Origin of the sequence: uncultured Tateyamaria sp. (assembly GCF_947496075.1) — a bacterium.
Lineage (GTDB): Bacteria > Pseudomonadota > Alphaproteobacteria > Rhodobacterales > Rhodobacteraceae > Tateyamaria.
Genome location: NZ_CANMBJ010000002.1, coordinates 445,336 through 459,624, shown reverse-complemented (window position 1 = coordinate 459,624; position 14,289 = coordinate 445,336). Strand labels below are relative to the sequence as shown.

Below are 14,289 nucleotides of genomic sequence, written 5' to 3'. Positions count from 1 at the left end.
CCCGCGATGTCTATTCTGCCGGGGCCGCGTGCACGCTGCTCAGGTCATCCAGCGTGTCACGGCGCATCAGCACCCAGGCAAGGCACGCCAGGTAGATGCCAATGACGGCGGTGCCGACCCACTGGATCTGCAACCACTGGCCTTGGAACAGCAGGGTCAGCACGAACAGCAGGGCGGCATTGCCCAGCACGTATTGCACCTTGCCAAAGCGGTCGGCGGTAACATTCAGGTTGTCGGTGTAGAGCCGGATCAACGAGTCAAACGAGTTGATCACGAACAGGATACCCACAACGGTCATCGACCAGTTGACCAGCCCGGTCATGTCGATGGCGTTCAGGTGATACCAGTAGGCCACCGTGAACCAAACACCCAGCGGGATCGACGGGAAGATCAACAACGCCCCCAGCAGCTGCCACGTGGTCAGACCGCCTACGAAACGCGACGTGAACTGCCCGATCATGATCGACCATGCGAACCACCAGAACAGATAGAACTCGTGATAATCCGTCAGCGGGATGATGAACTTGTGGATGTTGGCGAAGTAGCCGCCGATGTTGCTGCCCGTGGACAGGAACTCACCAAAACCCATCCGGCCGTTGACCCACATGCCCGCGATCAACGCAAAGAACACAAGGGTCGATGCGACGGACAGAATCTTCACATATTTGATGTCCGTCGATGAATACGATGCAGCAAGGATGACACCAAAGCAGATGATATAAAACGCCGGGATCACCGTTTCGCCGTCGCCAACTTCGGGAATGTAGTAGGGCATGTAGATCAGGAACAGCGCACCGGTGAAGGCACAGGTCGTGATGATGACCAGGTTGTTGATCAGCTTGACCAACCCGTTCTCAAAGAACTTCACCCGCGGCTCGATGGCGCAGAAATAGAATGCCGTCAGGAAGTAGAACGCCCAGATCAGAAAGCCCCAGAACCCGAACTCAAGCGCCAGCGGGTTCGTGAAAGCATAGGCAGGTTCCGTCGCCGTGTCGGCATAAAGCGGGAAGTCAAAGGCAATCGGAAACATGATCAGGCCCACATCAAGGCCCGAGGTGAACAGTATTGCAATGAACACGAACAGGCTGACGGGCTGCGGCCCGGTCAGGCGCACATTCCAGTATTTGATCGTGATGAATGCCACCAGCACAAAGGCCAATAACACCCCGAAAGATATAATCGTCGTGAGCATAGGTAAGGTCCCTCCTTGTTGACCCGTTGGCTTTGGCGCCTTTTTGTTGATCCACCGCCGCCCCGCACCAAGGGCCTTCATGCGGTGGTTTATTCTCCGCGCGGAAAGCGCTGATTTTCCTCTAGAACATTCAAATCCATGTGGTTGCGCATGTAACGCTCAGACGCCTGCTGAAGCGGTTGGTAGTCCCATGGATAGTAGCCACCCTCGCGCAGCGCCTCGTAGACCACCCAGCGGCGGGCCTGACTGGCCCGCACATCTGCGTCGAAACGGTCCAGATCCCAGCGCGCGTCCGCCTTGGCCTGCAACTGGGTCAACGTGCCCTGATGGGCCGGCACATGCGCAAGGTTAGTCAACTCATGCGGATCGGCCTCAAGATCAAACAGTTGATTGGGGTCCAGCGTACAGCGGTTGTACTTCCACTTACCATAGCGCAGCGACACCATAGGGGCGTATGACGCCTCGGCCGCGTATTCCATCGCCACCGGTTCGGTGCGCTCAACACCCTGCCCCTGCGGGACCAGCGATTGCCCGGCGGTCCACGGCATCACCTCGGACATGTCCACGCCCGCCAGATCGCACAAAGTGGGACACACATCGATATTGCTGACTGGATCTGCCACCAGTCCCGGTGCCATCGACGGGGCCGAGATCATCAGCGGCACCCGCGACGATCCTTCGTAGAAGGACATCTTGAACCACAACCCGCGCGCACCCAGCATGTCACCATGATCGGACACGAACAGGATGATCGCCTCCTGCCGTGTACCCTCCAGCGCCTCCAGAACCTCACCGATCTTGTCATCGAGATAAGAGATGTTAGCGAAATAGGCGCGGCGCGACCGACGGATATCCTCGTCCGAGATGTTGAAGTTGTCGCGATCATTGGCATCAAGGATGCGCTGTGAATGCGCGTCCTGATCCTCGTAGGGAATCGCGCCGACCTCGGGCATCAGATGCGCGCAGTCTTCGTAGAGATCCCAATACTTCTTGCGCGCCACATAAGGGTCGTGCGGGTGTGTGAAGCTGACAGTCAGACACCATGGGCGCGGATCGTGCCCACGGCCCAGATCATAGATCTTGCGGGTCGCGTGATAGGCAACCTCGTCATCATATTCGAGCTGGTTGGTGATCTCGGCCACACCCGCACCAGTGACCGATCCCATGTTGTGATACCACCAGTCGATCCGCTCGCCCGGCTTGCGATAGTCCGGCGTCCAGCCAAAGTCGGGCGGATAGACATCGGTGGTCAGCCGTTCCTCAAACCCGTGCAGCTGGTCGGGACCGACAAAGTGCATCTTGCCGGACAGGCATGTCTGGTAGCCCGCGCGGCGCAGATGATGCGCATAGGTCGGGATTGACGACGGAAACTCGGCCGCATTGTCGTAGACGCCCGTGGCACTTGGCAACTGGCCAGACATAAATGCAGCACGTCCCGGCGCACAAAGCGGCGAGGCGGTGTAAGCATTGCGAAAGCGGGTCGACCGGGCGGCCAATTTCTTAAGGTTGGGCGCATGCAACCAATCCGCAGGGCCATCTGGGAAAAGTGTGCCGTTCAGCTGGTCGACCATGAAAATCAGAATGTTAGGCCGAGTCATTGATGTGGTCCCGTCAGCGTATCAAGGGCCCGCAGCGCTGTCGCCTTGGCAGAGTCGCCCGTCTCATCCTTGGCCAGTGCCGCCCGCAGGTACAGACCATCAATCAGCGCCCCCAACATCTCTGCATCATTGCATGGGTCCGCGCCGATCCCGCGCAACGCATGGGTCAGGTTCGACCGCAGGCGCTTCTGATACAGCATCAAAAGGCGATACGTCTCGGGATGCGTGGTGGCATGAGCGTACAGCGTCATCCACGCAACAACGGTGGCCGGCGCAAAACTGGATGGGGCAAAGCTGGCTTCAATCAGCGCTTCGGCCCGCGCACGCGGCGTGCGAGCTTTGGACAGGGCTTCCAGCACCTCGGCTCTATAGTCGAGTAGGATCTGCCCCATGGCAGCAAGGAAAATCTGGTGCTTGCCGCCGAAATAGTGATGCGCCAGCGCCGACGACATGCCCGCCCGTTTGGCGATTTGGCTCACGGTCACATCCAGCGACCCGGCCTCTCCGATCTCGGCGATCGTTGCCTCTACCAGCGCCGCACGGCGGATCGGTTCCATCCCCAGTTTCGGCACGCGCATCCCCTTTTCCAAAGATGCGACGCAAGTTGCAAGTTTTTTATTGATCAGTCAATCAATAAAAATATCAGAGCTTGGTTGCGGGGCTAGGCGGGGTGATCGGGCGGCGCTTCAACACGGCCTCACGCCACGTGATGAATGACACAGCCGCCAGGATCAGCGTCCCGCCAAGGATCACCCAAATGTCCACCGGCTCGGCAAAAACCACAGCCCCCAGCAACACGGCCCACACAAGCTGCAGGAAGGTCACAGGCTGCGTCACGGTCACAGGTGCCGCGGCAAAGGCCATGGTCATCGTGTAGTGCCCCGCAGTCGCAAAACAAGCGACCAGAAACAGCAGGCCCAACTCGGTCGCCGTGGGCATGACCCAATTGGTCAAAGCGAAAGGCGCCAGACATACGGTCACCACGATCGAGAGCATGGCAACTACCACCGCAGGCTTCGCCTCATCCGCCATTATCTTGGCCAACAGATATGAGCCCGCAAAGCTCACCGCGCAAAACAGCATGGCGATGTGGCCCGGCGCGACCTCGCGAAATCCGGGGCGCAGGATTACCGCCGTCCCGATCAGGGCTACGACGATGGCCGCGATCCGGCGCAGGGCGAGGCGTTCGCCCAGAAACAGCGCCGCACCGATGCTGACATAGACGGGGGCAAGGTAGTTCATAGCCGTCACCTCGGCGATGGGAATGCGCGTCATGGCAAAGAACCACAGGATCACGCCGCCGGTGTGAAAAACACCCCGCAAGGAAAACAACCGCCACTGCCGGGCCGTCAACCGCGCCTCGCGCAAGGAGGGCAGCATGGGCAGCAGAAACACAAGACCCAGCAGATAGCGCAGAAACGCCGCCTCAGCCGGTGGAATACGGTCGCCCATATATTTGACCAACGCGGTCACAGCGACAAAGCAGAACCCGGTCACCAGCATCCAGAAGATGCCAACCAGCGGACGAGAGGGGGCAGAGGTCATTCGCGCATGAACCCCGAAACCCGCGCCAAGGGCAAGCCGCTAAAGCAGCAGAAGCTTGAGCGCGATGGCCCACATGGTCAGAGCGATGATTCCGTCCAACACCTGCCACGCGCGCGGGTTTGCAAAAAGCGGCGCCAGCAGCCGCGCGCCATAGCCCAGAGAGAAGAAAAACGTAAAGCTGGCCAGAACCGCCCCGACGCCAAAGATCAACCGGTCCGGGTACTGGGACGAGATCGACCCGATCAGAACAACGGTGTCCAGATAGACATGCGGGTTCAACCAGGTCAGGGCCAGCACGGTCAGAATCGCGGCACTCAGGCTCTGGGTGTTTTCGCCTGCAACGTCCAACACTGCGCCCCCTTTCCATGCAGACCGCGCATTTTGCCAGCCATACCAGATCAGGAACGTCGCTCCGCCATATCGCATCAACGGTTCGAACCACGGCACCGCCTCTGCCAAGGCACCAAAACCCGCCACCCCGGCAACAATCAGAACCGCATCACAGGTCGCGCAGGTCAGACACACCCAGAACACGTGCAGGCGGCGCAAACCCTGCCGCAGCACAAACGCATTCTGTGCTCCGATCGCTAGGATCAACGACAAAGACAGAAAAAAACCGGGGAGGAAGGACGCCATGTGACTGCTCAAATTGCAAGACGTCCAGACGTAGCCAAATCAACTGCAGTGCGCAAGCCTGCCCGAGCTATACACTTTTTGCACATCAGCCTTGCAAAAATGTGCAGAGCATATTGCGGAAACAGTCCCTATGTCACTCCGACCGGCGTGCAACGACATGCCTTACTACTGCCAGCAGGTGTCAACTGATGCGGGTATCACGTTGATCTGATCTTTGATGATTGGCGTATGACCTTACAGACCCCATATGCTGGTCAACGATAACAAGGATGAAATCCGATGCTTGACGATACACATACCGTCGATCTGACCAAGCAGGACCTCGAGTTGATCGAGGCCGCGCTCCAAACACAGGAAAAGATCCTGTCGGTGCAAAGCCGCGCCGGCGGTGCCGCTGCGCGTACGCGCTTGAATGATCTCAAAGGGCTGATGCGCCGCCTGCGCCGTCAGACCCCGGCCCCACACGCCGACAGCTCCCAAAGCTGGAGCCAGGTCGCCCGCCAGCTGTTTTTCTGATCCTCAGAAGAAAAGCCCAAAAGGCACACGAACAACGCCGCCCCAGCGACTGGGCGGCGTTTTGCTTTTCTGCAGGGCCGTAACCCTCCAAACAATCGGGTACGCCATATTGATCTATTGCATGTAGTAAACGACCGTGGCGACCAGCAAACAACACACTGTCCGAAGGGTTTAGAATTGACCGTCACGATCCGCCCGCCAAAATCTTGCGACAAATCCGCGTGGCAGGATCTATGGCGCCAATATAATGCCTTCTACGGACGGGACGGCGACACGGCCCTTTCCGAGGCCGTCATCAACTGCACCTGGGCACGTCTACTAGATCCCGACGAGCCGGTGATTGGGTGTTTCGCTGAACAGGATCATGACGTTGTTGGGTTGGCACACATAGTCTTTCATCGCAACCTGATTCAGATCGCTGACACGTGCTACCTGCAGGACCTCTTCACCGTGCCTGAGGCGCGCGGTGGTGGGGTTGCACAGGCCCTTATTCACGCCGTGGGCGACCTGTGCCAGGCGCGGGGCGTGTCAGATATCTATTGGCATACGCACAGGGACAACAGCGCTGCACGAACGCTCTATGACCGATTGGCAACGAATACGGAATTCATAGTCTACCGAACGCATGCGTGAATCGCGCAAAAGAACCGAGGCCACCTGTCAGCACACCGATTAGCCGTCCAGCTGCGCCATCACCTCGTCATTGGCTTCGAAGTTGGTCGTGACGTTCTGCACGTCATCATCATCTTCCAGCGCATCAATCAGCTTCATCAGCTTCTGCATGCCTTCCAGATCCATCTCGGTCGTGGTGGTCGGGCGCCAGATCAGCTTGCTGGACTCGGACTCGCCCAGATCCCCCTCCAGCGCGTTCGACACCTCATTGAGGTCGGTATCCGCACACCAGATCACGTGACCGTCCTCGGTGCTCTCTACATCCTCGGCTCCAGCCTCGATGGCAGCCATCATGACTGTATCCGCGTCGCCCGCCTCAACCGGATAGCTCACAGCACCCTTGCGCTCGAACATGAAGCCCACGCTCCCGGTCTCGCCCAGGTTCCCGCCATTCTTGGTAAAGGTCGAGCGCACGGTCGATGCCGTCCGGTTTCGGTTGTCGGTCATCGCTTCGACAATGACAGCCACGCCGTTTGGACCATAGCCCTCATAGCGGATTTCTTCGTAATCCTCGCCCTCGCCCGCAATCGACTTCTTAATCGCGCGGTCGATGTTGTCCTTGGGCATCGACTGCGACTTGGCCTCTTTCACCGCCAGACGCAGGCGCGGGTTCTTGTCGGGATCGGGATCGCCCATTTTGGCAGCGATGGTGATCTCTTTCGACAGTTTCGAAAACAGCTTGGCGCGCAGCTTGTCCTGACGCCCCTTGCGGTGCTGGATGTTTGCCCATTTTGAGTGGCCGGCCATGCGCGCCTCCTGTCTCGCAAATTCGGTGGTCCGAGCGTCTATAGGACATTGCCCGAGGGCGGGGCAAGGCCACCCTGTGCACCCGCGCAGCCCACCCGTGCGTGGCGCCCCTTCTGAGCCATGCTAGCTTACGATCAAACAGGACGGAGACGACAATGGGCGTGATGATCGAAGGCGTGTACGCGGCCGAAGACCCCGGCCCCGGCACCACAAAAAACGGCGCCTATGAACGCGCGAAAAGCACGCTGCGGAACTGGATCACGACAGACGGCCCCTTCACCCCGGACGCGGGCCGCTATCACCTCTTTGTCGCGTGGAATTGCCCATGGGCACACCGGACCTTGCTGGTCCGGGCCGTGCTGGGCCTGCAGGACGCAATCAGCATCAGCATCGCAAAACCGCGCCGCACCGATCAGGGTTGGGTGTTTGATAGTGAAGGAGAATACGCCGACACCGAACTAGACGCACAAGCGGTGCATCAGGTCTACGCCCGCCAGCGTCCGGCCTACACGGGCCGCATAACGGTGCCAGTGCTCTGGGACAAAGACACGCAACAGATCGTCTCGAACGAAAGCGCGGACATTGTGCGCATGCTCGCAACGACGTTCGACACCAACCGCCAACTGTGCCCGCCACAACATGTGGCCGAGATCGACCGCTGGAACACCCTGATCCACGCAAAGATCAACAACGGTGTCTACCGCGCGGGTTTCGCCCGCACGCAAGAGGCTTACGACATAACCGTGACTGACCTCTTCAACACGCTGGATGATCTGGAACAGCACCTCTCAGCGCACCCCACGCTCGTGGGCAACAAACTGACCGAAGCTGACCTGCGCCTCTTCCCCACCCTCACCCGCTTTGACGTCGCCTACCACTATGCGTTCAAATGCAACCTCGCCAAACTCAGCGACTACCCCGCGCTCTGGGACTATGCCCGCGCCCTCTACACCCTGCCCGGCGTGGCCGAGACGGTCAAACCGGACATCTACAAGGCGGGCTACTTCTCTCAGTCCGAACTGCGAAACCCGCTCGGCATTGTCCCCGCGGGGCCAAAGGTCGACTGGTCAGAACCAGCAACACGCAAAATCACCCTTGGCCGCCCCACATAGCAATACGTCATAATCAAACTGCTTCATCTTGCCAGATAAACTTCGGGAAGTTTGAGGGGCAGAGCCCCTCATTCAGTTAATCGCGTCGCGCAGCATCCTTTGGATCACCGAACGTTGCGTTAACCCGTGCCCCACCGCCCGATGGGGGTGTACAGGGGGTGTACGGATGCTGCACGCAGGGTGACACCCGGTCTATGACGTCAATCTCCATGAAAACAAAGTAAATGCGCGCACTGAATCGCGCCCCTCAGAAACAACTGGCACCCCCGCCCCCGCGCCCCTAACGTGCCCTGCATGACCACAGACCAGATTATCCTCTTCTCCCTCTTCGGTGCCGTCTTCGGCCTGCTGCTCTGGGGCCGCTTCCGCTATGACATCGTCGCCTTCTCCGCGCTCATGCTGGGCGTGGTACTCGGGGTGGTCCCAAGCGATGATGCCTTCTCCGGCTTCGGCCACCCGGCCACTCTGGTGGTGGCTCTGGTTCTCGTTGTCTCCGCTGGCCTGGTCCGCTCCGGCGCGGTCTTCCTGATCACCCGCACCCTCGTCGATGCCAGCCGCTCGCTGGGGGCGCATATCACGCTCATGGGCGCCATCGGCGGCGTGCTCTCGGCCTTCATGAACAACGTCGCAGCGCTCGCCCTGCTCATGCCTGTGGATATCCAGACCGCGCGTAAAGCCGGGCGTTCCCCCGGCCTTAGCCTCATGCCTTTAAGCTTCGCTACAATCCTTGGCGGCATGGTCACACTGATCGGAACACCGCCCAACATCATCATCGCCTCCATCCGCGAAGACAGCCTTGGCGAGCCTTTCCGCATGTTCGATTTCGCCCCGGTGGGCGGCGTTGCTGCCATCGCTGGGCTTGCCTTTGTGGCCCTGATCGGATGGCGCCTGATCCCCGCCCGGGCCGATGCCACCGCCGAACTTGAGGATATCGGAAGCTACATCGCCGAACTGGTTGTGCCAGAGGACAGCAAGCATATCGGCAAGCGGTTGGCTGAATTAGAAACAGATGCGGACAAGGCCGACGTGGCCCTTGTTGGCCTCTTGCGCGACGGCAAGCGCCGCTACGGTCGCGCCCGCAACTCCGAACTGCGCGCAGGCGACGTACTGGTGATCGAGGCCACGCCAGACGCGCTGGATGAATTTCGCGCCGCCATCGGCCTTGCAGTGGCAGATGCGGATCGGGAAGAGAAGTTGAATGCCGCAGGTGAAGGTGTTGAAATTATTGAAGTTGTCGTGACCGACAGCAGCCGTCTGGTGGGCCGCACTGCGCAATCCGTGGGCCTCGCCTGGCGACACAATACCGTGCTGCTCGGCTTGTCGCGGGCAGGTGTGCGTGTAACCCGGCAGATCCGCCAGACCGAAATCCGAACCGGCGATATCCTACTCCTGCTGGTCCCGCGCGACACCGGAAATGATGTCACCAACTGGCTGGGCTGCCTGCCGCTCGCAGAGCGGGGCTTGTCGGTCACGGCAGATGACAAGGTTTGGCTCGCTATCGGGCTCTTTGTCGGCGCGGTGGCCGCCGCCAGCGTCGGCCTGCTCTACCTGCCCATCGCCCTTGGACTTGTTGTGGTCGCCTATGTGCTGTCGCGCATCGTGCCCCTGTCAGAACTCTATACCCATATCGAATGGCCCGTCGTCGTGCTGCTGGGGTCCATGATCCCACTGGGGGCGGCCCTTGAAAGCTCGGGCGGAACGGAACTGATCGCAGGGTGGCTGGTTAATCTGACCGAAGGTCTGCCCGCATGGGCCGTCCTGACAGTGCTGATGGTGGTCACGATGAGCCTGTCGGACGTACTCAACAACACCGCAACCACCATCGTGGCTGCCCCCGTGGGCATTCAGATGGCGCAGACCCTCGGTGTGTCCCCCGACCCCTTCCTGATGGCGGTCGCGGTCGCAGCCTCGTCGGCTTTCCTGACCCCAATCGGACACAAGAACAACACGCTGATCCTTGGCCCCGGTGGTTACCAGTTCGGCGATTACTGGCGTATCGGCCTGCCGCTCGAAGTGATCGTGGTGGCTGTATCTATCCCGGCCATCCTCGTGTTTTGGCCGCTTTGAACACACGCCTGACAACGGCTGACCAAGGGTCAACGTTGCACGCTGCGGACGCACGCGTCTAACGTGTCCCGCAGGGAGAAAGACTATGGACATATTGATTAACGTGGTGCTGCCACTGTCGCTCGCCATCATCATGCTGAGCCTCGGCATCGGCCTGACCTTTGGCGACTTTGGACGTGTGTTGCGCACCCCAAAAGCCTTTACAATCGGTGCGGTGGCGCAAGTCATTTTGTTGCCCGTGGTGACCTATATCACCGTCCGTGCCTTTGGCCTGCCCCCCGAAATTGCCGTGGGATTCATGCTGCTGAGTTTCTGCCCCGGCGGGGTGACATCAAACATGATCTCGCGTCTGGCCAAGGGGGATGTCGCCCTATCGGTATCTCTGACCGCCGTGATCAGCCTCCTCAGCATCATAACCGTACCTGTGCTGGCAGCATGGTCCGTCGTGCACTTCATGGGTGACGATGCGCCCGACGTGTCCGTCACGTCGCTGGCCATTGCCATGTTCCTGATCACAACCCTGCCGGTTCTGATTGGGGTTCTCATCCGCCACTTCGCCACCAGTTTTGCCACGCGCATAGAACCGCTGCTGACCCGGATCGCAACCGTCTTGTTTGTTGTCATCGTCCTCGCTGCCCTCGCAGGCAACTGGCAGCTGTTCGTCGATAACCTCGGCACGTTGGGCCCGGCCCTGATCATCCTGAACGCCCTCCTGTTGGCCTTGGGTCTTGTCCTGGCGCGCGCAGGCGCCTTGCCGTGGGGCCAGTCCAAGACCATCTCGATTGAAACAGGTATCCAGAACGCCACGCTGGGCATCACTCTGGCCGCCCTGATCTCTGGCCAGTCTGAAGGGTTCAGCGCCATGGCTTTGCCCTCAGCCGTGTATGGCATCACAATGTACATTGTCGCCGCGCCGTTCGTGGCGTGGTTCCGCAGCCGCTAAGGGAGAGAGTGATGGATCAGGCAGACGCCATTGTTGTGGGATCGGGCCTTGCCGGTTTGGCCGCCGCTGCCGAGTTGGGCGACCGGGGCAAGCGGGTCATCATCGTGGATCAGGAGCCCCGCAGCTTTCTGGGCGGTCAGGCCTTCTGGTCCCTTGGTGGTCTCTTTATGGTCGACACCCCCGAACAACGGCGCATGGGCATCCGCGACAGCCGCGAACTGGCCCTGAACGACTGGATGGGCAGCGCCCAGTTCGACCGGGACGAAGACGCAATGCCCCGCAAATGGGCCGAGGCATATATCGACTTTGCGGCAGGAGAGATGCGGCCCTGGCTGCATTCCATGGGCCTGCGCTGGTTTCCCATTGTGGGCTGGGCCGAACGGGGCGGCAGCTATGCCGACGGACATGGCAACTCGGTCCCCCGCTTTCACATCACGTGGGGCACGGGCCCCGGCATCATCGAACATTTCGTGCGTCGTTGCGAAGAGCATGAGAAATCGGGCCTGATCCAATTCAACTTTCGACACCAGGTCGACCGGATCGACATGGAAAACGGCACGGCCAAGGGGGTCAGCGGCACAGTTCTGGCCGAAGACGGTGCGGAGCGTGGGCAGAAGACCAACCGCGATGCGGTGGGCGAGTTTGCCCTACGGGCACCGTCGGTCATTGTCACTTCGGGTGGGATTGGCGGCAATTTCGACATGGTGCGCAAGGTATGGCCCACCGACCGTTTGGGACCCGCGCCCGAAGACATGGTAGCCGGAGTCCCCGCCCACGTGGACGGCCGCATGATCGGCATTTCCGAGGCCGCAGGCGGGCATGTGATCAACGGCGATCGCATGTGGCACTACACCGAAGGGGTCAAGAACTGGGACCCGATATGGCCCAGCCACGGCATCCGCATTCTGCCCGGTCCCTCATCGATGTGGTTTGACGCGGAAGGCAACCGGTTCGCGCCCCCCGCCCTACCCGGTTTCGACAGCATGTCGACCCTGCGCGATATCCTGGCAACGGGCTATGACTACAGCTGGTTCGTGCTGACCCAGAAGGTGATCAAGAAAGAATTCGCGCTGTCGGGCTCTGAACAGAACCCGGATCTGACGTCCAAGAAGTGGTCCGAGGTGATCAAGCAACGCGTGCTGTCCGGCAAGAACGCGACAGCTCAGGTTGAGGCGTTCAAGGAGCGCGGCGAGGATTTCGTTGTCGGCAATGACCTTGCGACCCTCGTGCGTGGTATGAACCAGGTGGCAGGCGGCAACCTGATTGACGAGGCGAAACTGCGCGGCCAGATCGAAGCGCGGGATGCGCAGATCGACAACCCGTTTTCCAAGGACGCCCAGATGATGGCGATCCACGCCGCGCGGAACTACCGCGGTGATCGGTTACTGCGGACGGCCAAACCCCACAAGTTCCTTGATCCCGCCAATGGTCCCCTGATTGCCGTCAAACTGCACGTTCTGACACGCAAGACGCTGGGTGGGCTGCATACCACGCTCGACAGCCAGATGATCGGGGCCAATGGGCAGCCCGTGCCCGGCCTGTTCGCCGCGGGTGAAGTGGCGGGCTTTGGCGGTGGTGGCTATCACGGCTACAATGCACTTGAAGGCACGTTCCTTGGCGGCTGCATCTTCTCGGGTCGCAACGCCGGCAGGTCGCAGTCAATCGCCTGACGGCCCACCAACCCTTGCTCTGTGTGCGGGGTGCAAATGCACCGGCGCTTCGCCAAAGAGATGCGCAACGCCAGCGTCATCGAACATGGCCCAGCGGGCCGCGACAAGTTGAAAATACCGCGTCTCGCACCCCCATGCATCGCGTGAAAAGCGCGACCGCCAAACCCCTTCTACCCGCATGGGCAACTGGATCGTATCGATCCCCTCTTCACGCCAACCAGGGGTTTTCGACCGCGCCTGAAACAACATCGACCGCAGCCGCGCCTCAAGCCCCTTGGCCTGTTTGGCCCTCCGCCCGGCAAATAGCACCTGAATGGCAGCCCCATCGCGCACAAAACCACGCACGACCAGATCCTGCCGGTTGTTGCGGTGAATCTGTGGCACAAGCCCAACGGTGATCCGACGCACAGGCGAGCGGAACAGCCCGTTATCCTCGTAAGCGGGGGTGATGAGATTTGAGGGTCGGCGAAGGTCAGGCATGCGGCACCTATGGTGGGGTCCACAGGTCATAACGCCCGTGGCTTAACAGCGTCTTTCCGGAGTTCATGTAGAGCCGATATCAGCCCTGCCGGTCACACCGCTTCTGCAATCGCTTGCGGTTCCATCTGCGCAGCAGCTGTACGATGCCACCGCGTTGGAGGTCGACGCGGGCGCGCAGGGCATCTTTGACGGATTGCGTACCTACGGCAGAATAACGCACTGCATGTTCGTTCCACACCTGACGCAACAGACCTGTGCGTATGCTACGACAGGACGCGGCGGCGTCCGGAATCGGACGTGTTTCGGAGCGCACCAGACGCACGCAGAATTCGACACCGTGTGTTTCGCCCACTTCGGCAACCTCGAATGCAGTCAATCCCAAGGCACGGCACTCTGCGATCAGCAAGTGGAACGAGGATGGCGTAAACACGGAACAGTGTGTATCGACATAGGCCGCTTCTGCCTTGCCGGCGCACCAATCATCCCATTGTTTGGAAATCTCACGCTCGATTTCGATGGCGTTGGTCGGGGTCGTTTCGCTGACTGCCGTGGGACCCGAGATGCCGGCATGCTCAGTAGTGGCAATAGACGCATAAAAGGCAAACACCTGGCGTCCATTCGGCTGAACACGGTCTTCCAGATAGGCCTCCAGCCACTCGCTGATATCCGTATGGGCGCGAAAGTAATCAAAGCAGCTGCGCCCATCCGGCAGGACCATGATCAGCTGCCCTCCGGGCTTCAACAACGCCTCGCAGCCTTGAAGAAACTTAATCGGGTTTGGAAGGTGTTCGAAATTGTGCGAACTGACCACGTAGTCAAAGGCCCCGTGGTCTGACGCGTCGACAAGTGACGCAATCTCGGTCGCGCTGCCGACATAGTCAACAGCTTCCAGACGATCATAGGTTTCGGGCAGGACGGTTGGGTCAGACTTCGCACGTGCCATCAGCTGCTGATCATCGAACACGTCGAGGGTGCGCACGTTAAAGCCGGCCTTGCGCGGGGCGATAGGGTTGAACCATGGCGCGACTTCCAGACCAAGCATATCTTTGGTCACGGATGCAAGCAGGCTATCTCTGACTAGGGTCATCAGGTGTTTCCGTATTGAGGTGTG

14 protein-coding genes are annotated in these 14,289 nt (G+C 60.0%); 6 read left to right on the top strand and 8 right to left on the bottom strand.

Translation table 11 applies throughout. The annotated features are described in order from the left end of the window. Positions 1–10: 10 nt before the first annotated feature. The 5 genes from Q1A51_RS06130 to Q1A51_RS06110 form a co-directional block, all read right to left on the bottom strand. The gene (locus tag Q1A51_RS06130) at positions 11–1,192 is read right to left on the bottom strand and encodes a BCCT family transporter (protein WP_299207177.1); all 1,182 of its coding nucleotides are present in this window, start codon (positions 1,190–1,192) and stop codon (positions 11–13) included. A gap of 89 nt (positions 1,193–1,281) precedes the next feature. Beyond that, positions 1,282–2,790 (bottom strand): choline-sulfatase, encoded by a 1,509-nt coding sequence (gene betC, locus Q1A51_RS06125; protein WP_299598706.1) that lies wholly within the window; start codon positions 2,788–2,790, stop codon positions 1,282–1,284. Beyond that, positions 2,787–3,362 (bottom strand): transcriptional regulator BetI, encoded by a 576-nt coding sequence (gene betI / locus Q1A51_RS06120; RefSeq protein ID WP_299598709.1) that lies wholly within the window; start codon positions 3,360–3,362, stop codon positions 2,787–2,789. Before betI ends, betC begins: the two co-directional genes overlap by 4 nt. A 70-nt stretch (positions 3,363–3,432) precedes the next feature. After that, positions 3,433–4,335: a DMT family transporter gene (locus Q1A51_RS06115; RefSeq protein WP_299598712.1), complete on the bottom strand. Its 903-nt coding sequence runs from the start codon at positions 4,333–4,335 to the stop codon at positions 3,433–3,435. Positions 4,336–4,374: 39 nt separating this feature from the next. Continuing rightward, positions 4,375–4,971, bottom strand: coding sequence for a LysE/ArgO family amino acid transporter (locus tag Q1A51_RS06110; protein ID WP_299598715.1), 597 nt, complete (start codon positions 4,969–4,971; stop codon positions 4,375–4,377). 279 nt (positions 4,972–5,250) lie between these two features. On the opposite strand from Q1A51_RS06110, the gene Q1A51_RS06105 reads away from it, so the two are divergent. Both Q1A51_RS06105 and Q1A51_RS06100 read left to right on the top strand, forming a co-directional pair. After that, the gene (locus Q1A51_RS06105; RefSeq protein ID WP_189369043.1) at positions 5,251–5,487 is read left to right on the top strand and encodes a hypothetical protein; all 237 of its coding nucleotides are present in this window, start codon (positions 5,251–5,253) and stop codon (positions 5,485–5,487) included. A 177-nt stretch (positions 5,488–5,664) separates the two neighbouring features. Next, positions 5,665–6,120, top strand: coding sequence for a GNAT family N-acetyltransferase (locus tag Q1A51_RS06100; protein ID WP_299598719.1), 456 nt, complete (start codon positions 5,665–5,667; stop codon positions 6,118–6,120). Between the two features lie 39 nt (positions 6,121–6,159). Here Q1A51_RS06100 and Q1A51_RS06095 read toward each other — a convergent pair whose 3' ends face one another. Next, a complete protein-coding gene (locus tag Q1A51_RS06095; protein ID WP_299598722.1) occupies positions 6,160–6,906 on the bottom strand; it encodes a YebC/PmpR family DNA-binding transcriptional regulator in 747 nt (248 codons plus the stop codon). A 155-nt stretch (positions 6,907–7,061) separates the two neighbouring features. On the opposite strand from Q1A51_RS06095, the gene Q1A51_RS06090 reads away from it, so the two are divergent. From Q1A51_RS06090 to Q1A51_RS06075, 4 genes are all read left to right on the top strand, one after another. After that, on the top strand, positions 7,062–8,018 hold the full coding sequence (locus tag Q1A51_RS06090; RefSeq protein WP_299598724.1) for a glutathione S-transferase C-terminal domain-containing protein: 957 nt from the start codon (positions 7,062–7,064) through the stop codon (positions 8,016–8,018). Between the two features lie 294 nt (positions 8,019–8,312). Then, complete coding sequence (locus Q1A51_RS06085) at positions 8,313–10,085, top strand: SLC13 family permease (RefSeq protein ID WP_299598727.1); 1,773 nt, start codon at positions 8,313–8,315, stop codon at positions 10,083–10,085. An 85-nt stretch (positions 10,086–10,170) separates the two neighbouring features. Further along, positions 10,171–11,028, top strand: a complete 858-nt coding sequence (locus Q1A51_RS06080; RefSeq protein WP_299598730.1) for a bile acid:sodium symporter family protein — start codon at positions 10,171–10,173, stop codon at positions 11,026–11,028. Positions 11,029–11,039: 11 nt separating this feature from the next. Then, entirely contained in the window at positions 11,040–12,698 is a 1,659-nt protein-coding gene (locus Q1A51_RS06075) for an FAD-binding dehydrogenase (protein ID WP_299598733.1), read from the top strand. Here Q1A51_RS06075 and Q1A51_RS06070 read toward each other — a convergent pair. Beyond that, positions 12,687–13,178: a hypothetical protein gene (locus Q1A51_RS06070; protein ID WP_299598736.1), complete on the bottom strand. Its 492-nt coding sequence runs from the start codon at positions 13,176–13,178 to the stop codon at positions 12,687–12,689. The genes Q1A51_RS06075 and Q1A51_RS06070 overlap by 12 nt on opposite strands. A gap of 79 nt (positions 13,179–13,257) precedes the next feature. Beyond that, positions 13,258–14,265, bottom strand: coding sequence for a methyltransferase domain-containing protein (locus tag Q1A51_RS06065; protein WP_299598738.1), 1,008 nt, complete (start codon positions 14,263–14,265; stop codon positions 13,258–13,260). Positions 14,266–14,289 lie beyond the last annotated feature (24 nt).

Excerpts from the sequence above, each read along its gene's own strand:
- Q1A51_RS06130 (WP_299207177.1), bottom strand. The coding sequence starts at position 1,192 with ATGCTCACGACGATTATATCTTTCGGGGTGTTATTGGCCTTTGTGCTG.
- betC (WP_299598706.1), bottom strand. The coding sequence starts at position 2,790 with ATGACTCGGCCTAACATTCTGATTTTCATGGTCGACCAGCTGAACGGC.
- Q1A51_RS06115 (WP_299598712.1), bottom strand. The coding sequence starts at position 4,335 with ATGACCTCTGCCCCCTCTCGTCCGCTGGTTGGCATCTTCTGGATGCTG.
- Q1A51_RS06110 (WP_299598715.1), bottom strand. The coding sequence starts at position 4,971 with ATGGCGTCCTTCCTCCCCGGTTTTTTTCTGTCTTTGTCGTTGATCCTA.
- Q1A51_RS06105 (WP_189369043.1), top strand. The coding sequence starts at position 5,251 with ATGCTTGACGATACACATACCGTCGATCTGACCAAGCAGGACCTCGAG.
- Q1A51_RS06095 (WP_299598722.1), bottom strand. The coding sequence starts at position 6,906 with ATGGCCGGCCACTCAAAATGGGCAAACATCCAGCACCGCAAGGGGCGT.
- Q1A51_RS06090 (WP_299598724.1), top strand. The coding sequence starts at position 7,062 with ATGGGCGTGATGATCGAAGGCGTGTACGCGGCCGAAGACCCCGGCCCC.
- Q1A51_RS06085 (WP_299598727.1), top strand. The coding sequence starts at position 8,313 with ATGACCACAGACCAGATTATCCTCTTCTCCCTCTTCGGTGCCGTCTTC.
- Q1A51_RS06080 (WP_299598730.1), top strand. The coding sequence starts at position 10,171 with ATGGACATATTGATTAACGTGGTGCTGCCACTGTCGCTCGCCATCATC.
- Q1A51_RS06075 (WP_299598733.1), top strand. The coding sequence starts at position 11,040 with ATGGATCAGGCAGACGCCATTGTTGTGGGATCGGGCCTTGCCGGTTTG.
- Q1A51_RS06070 (WP_299598736.1), bottom strand. The coding sequence starts at position 13,178 with ATGCCTGACCTTCGCCGACCCTCAAATCTCATCACCCCCGCTTACGAG.
- Q1A51_RS06065 (WP_299598738.1), bottom strand. The coding sequence starts at position 14,265 with ATGACCCTAGTCAGAGATAGCCTGCTTGCATCCGTGACCAAAGATATG.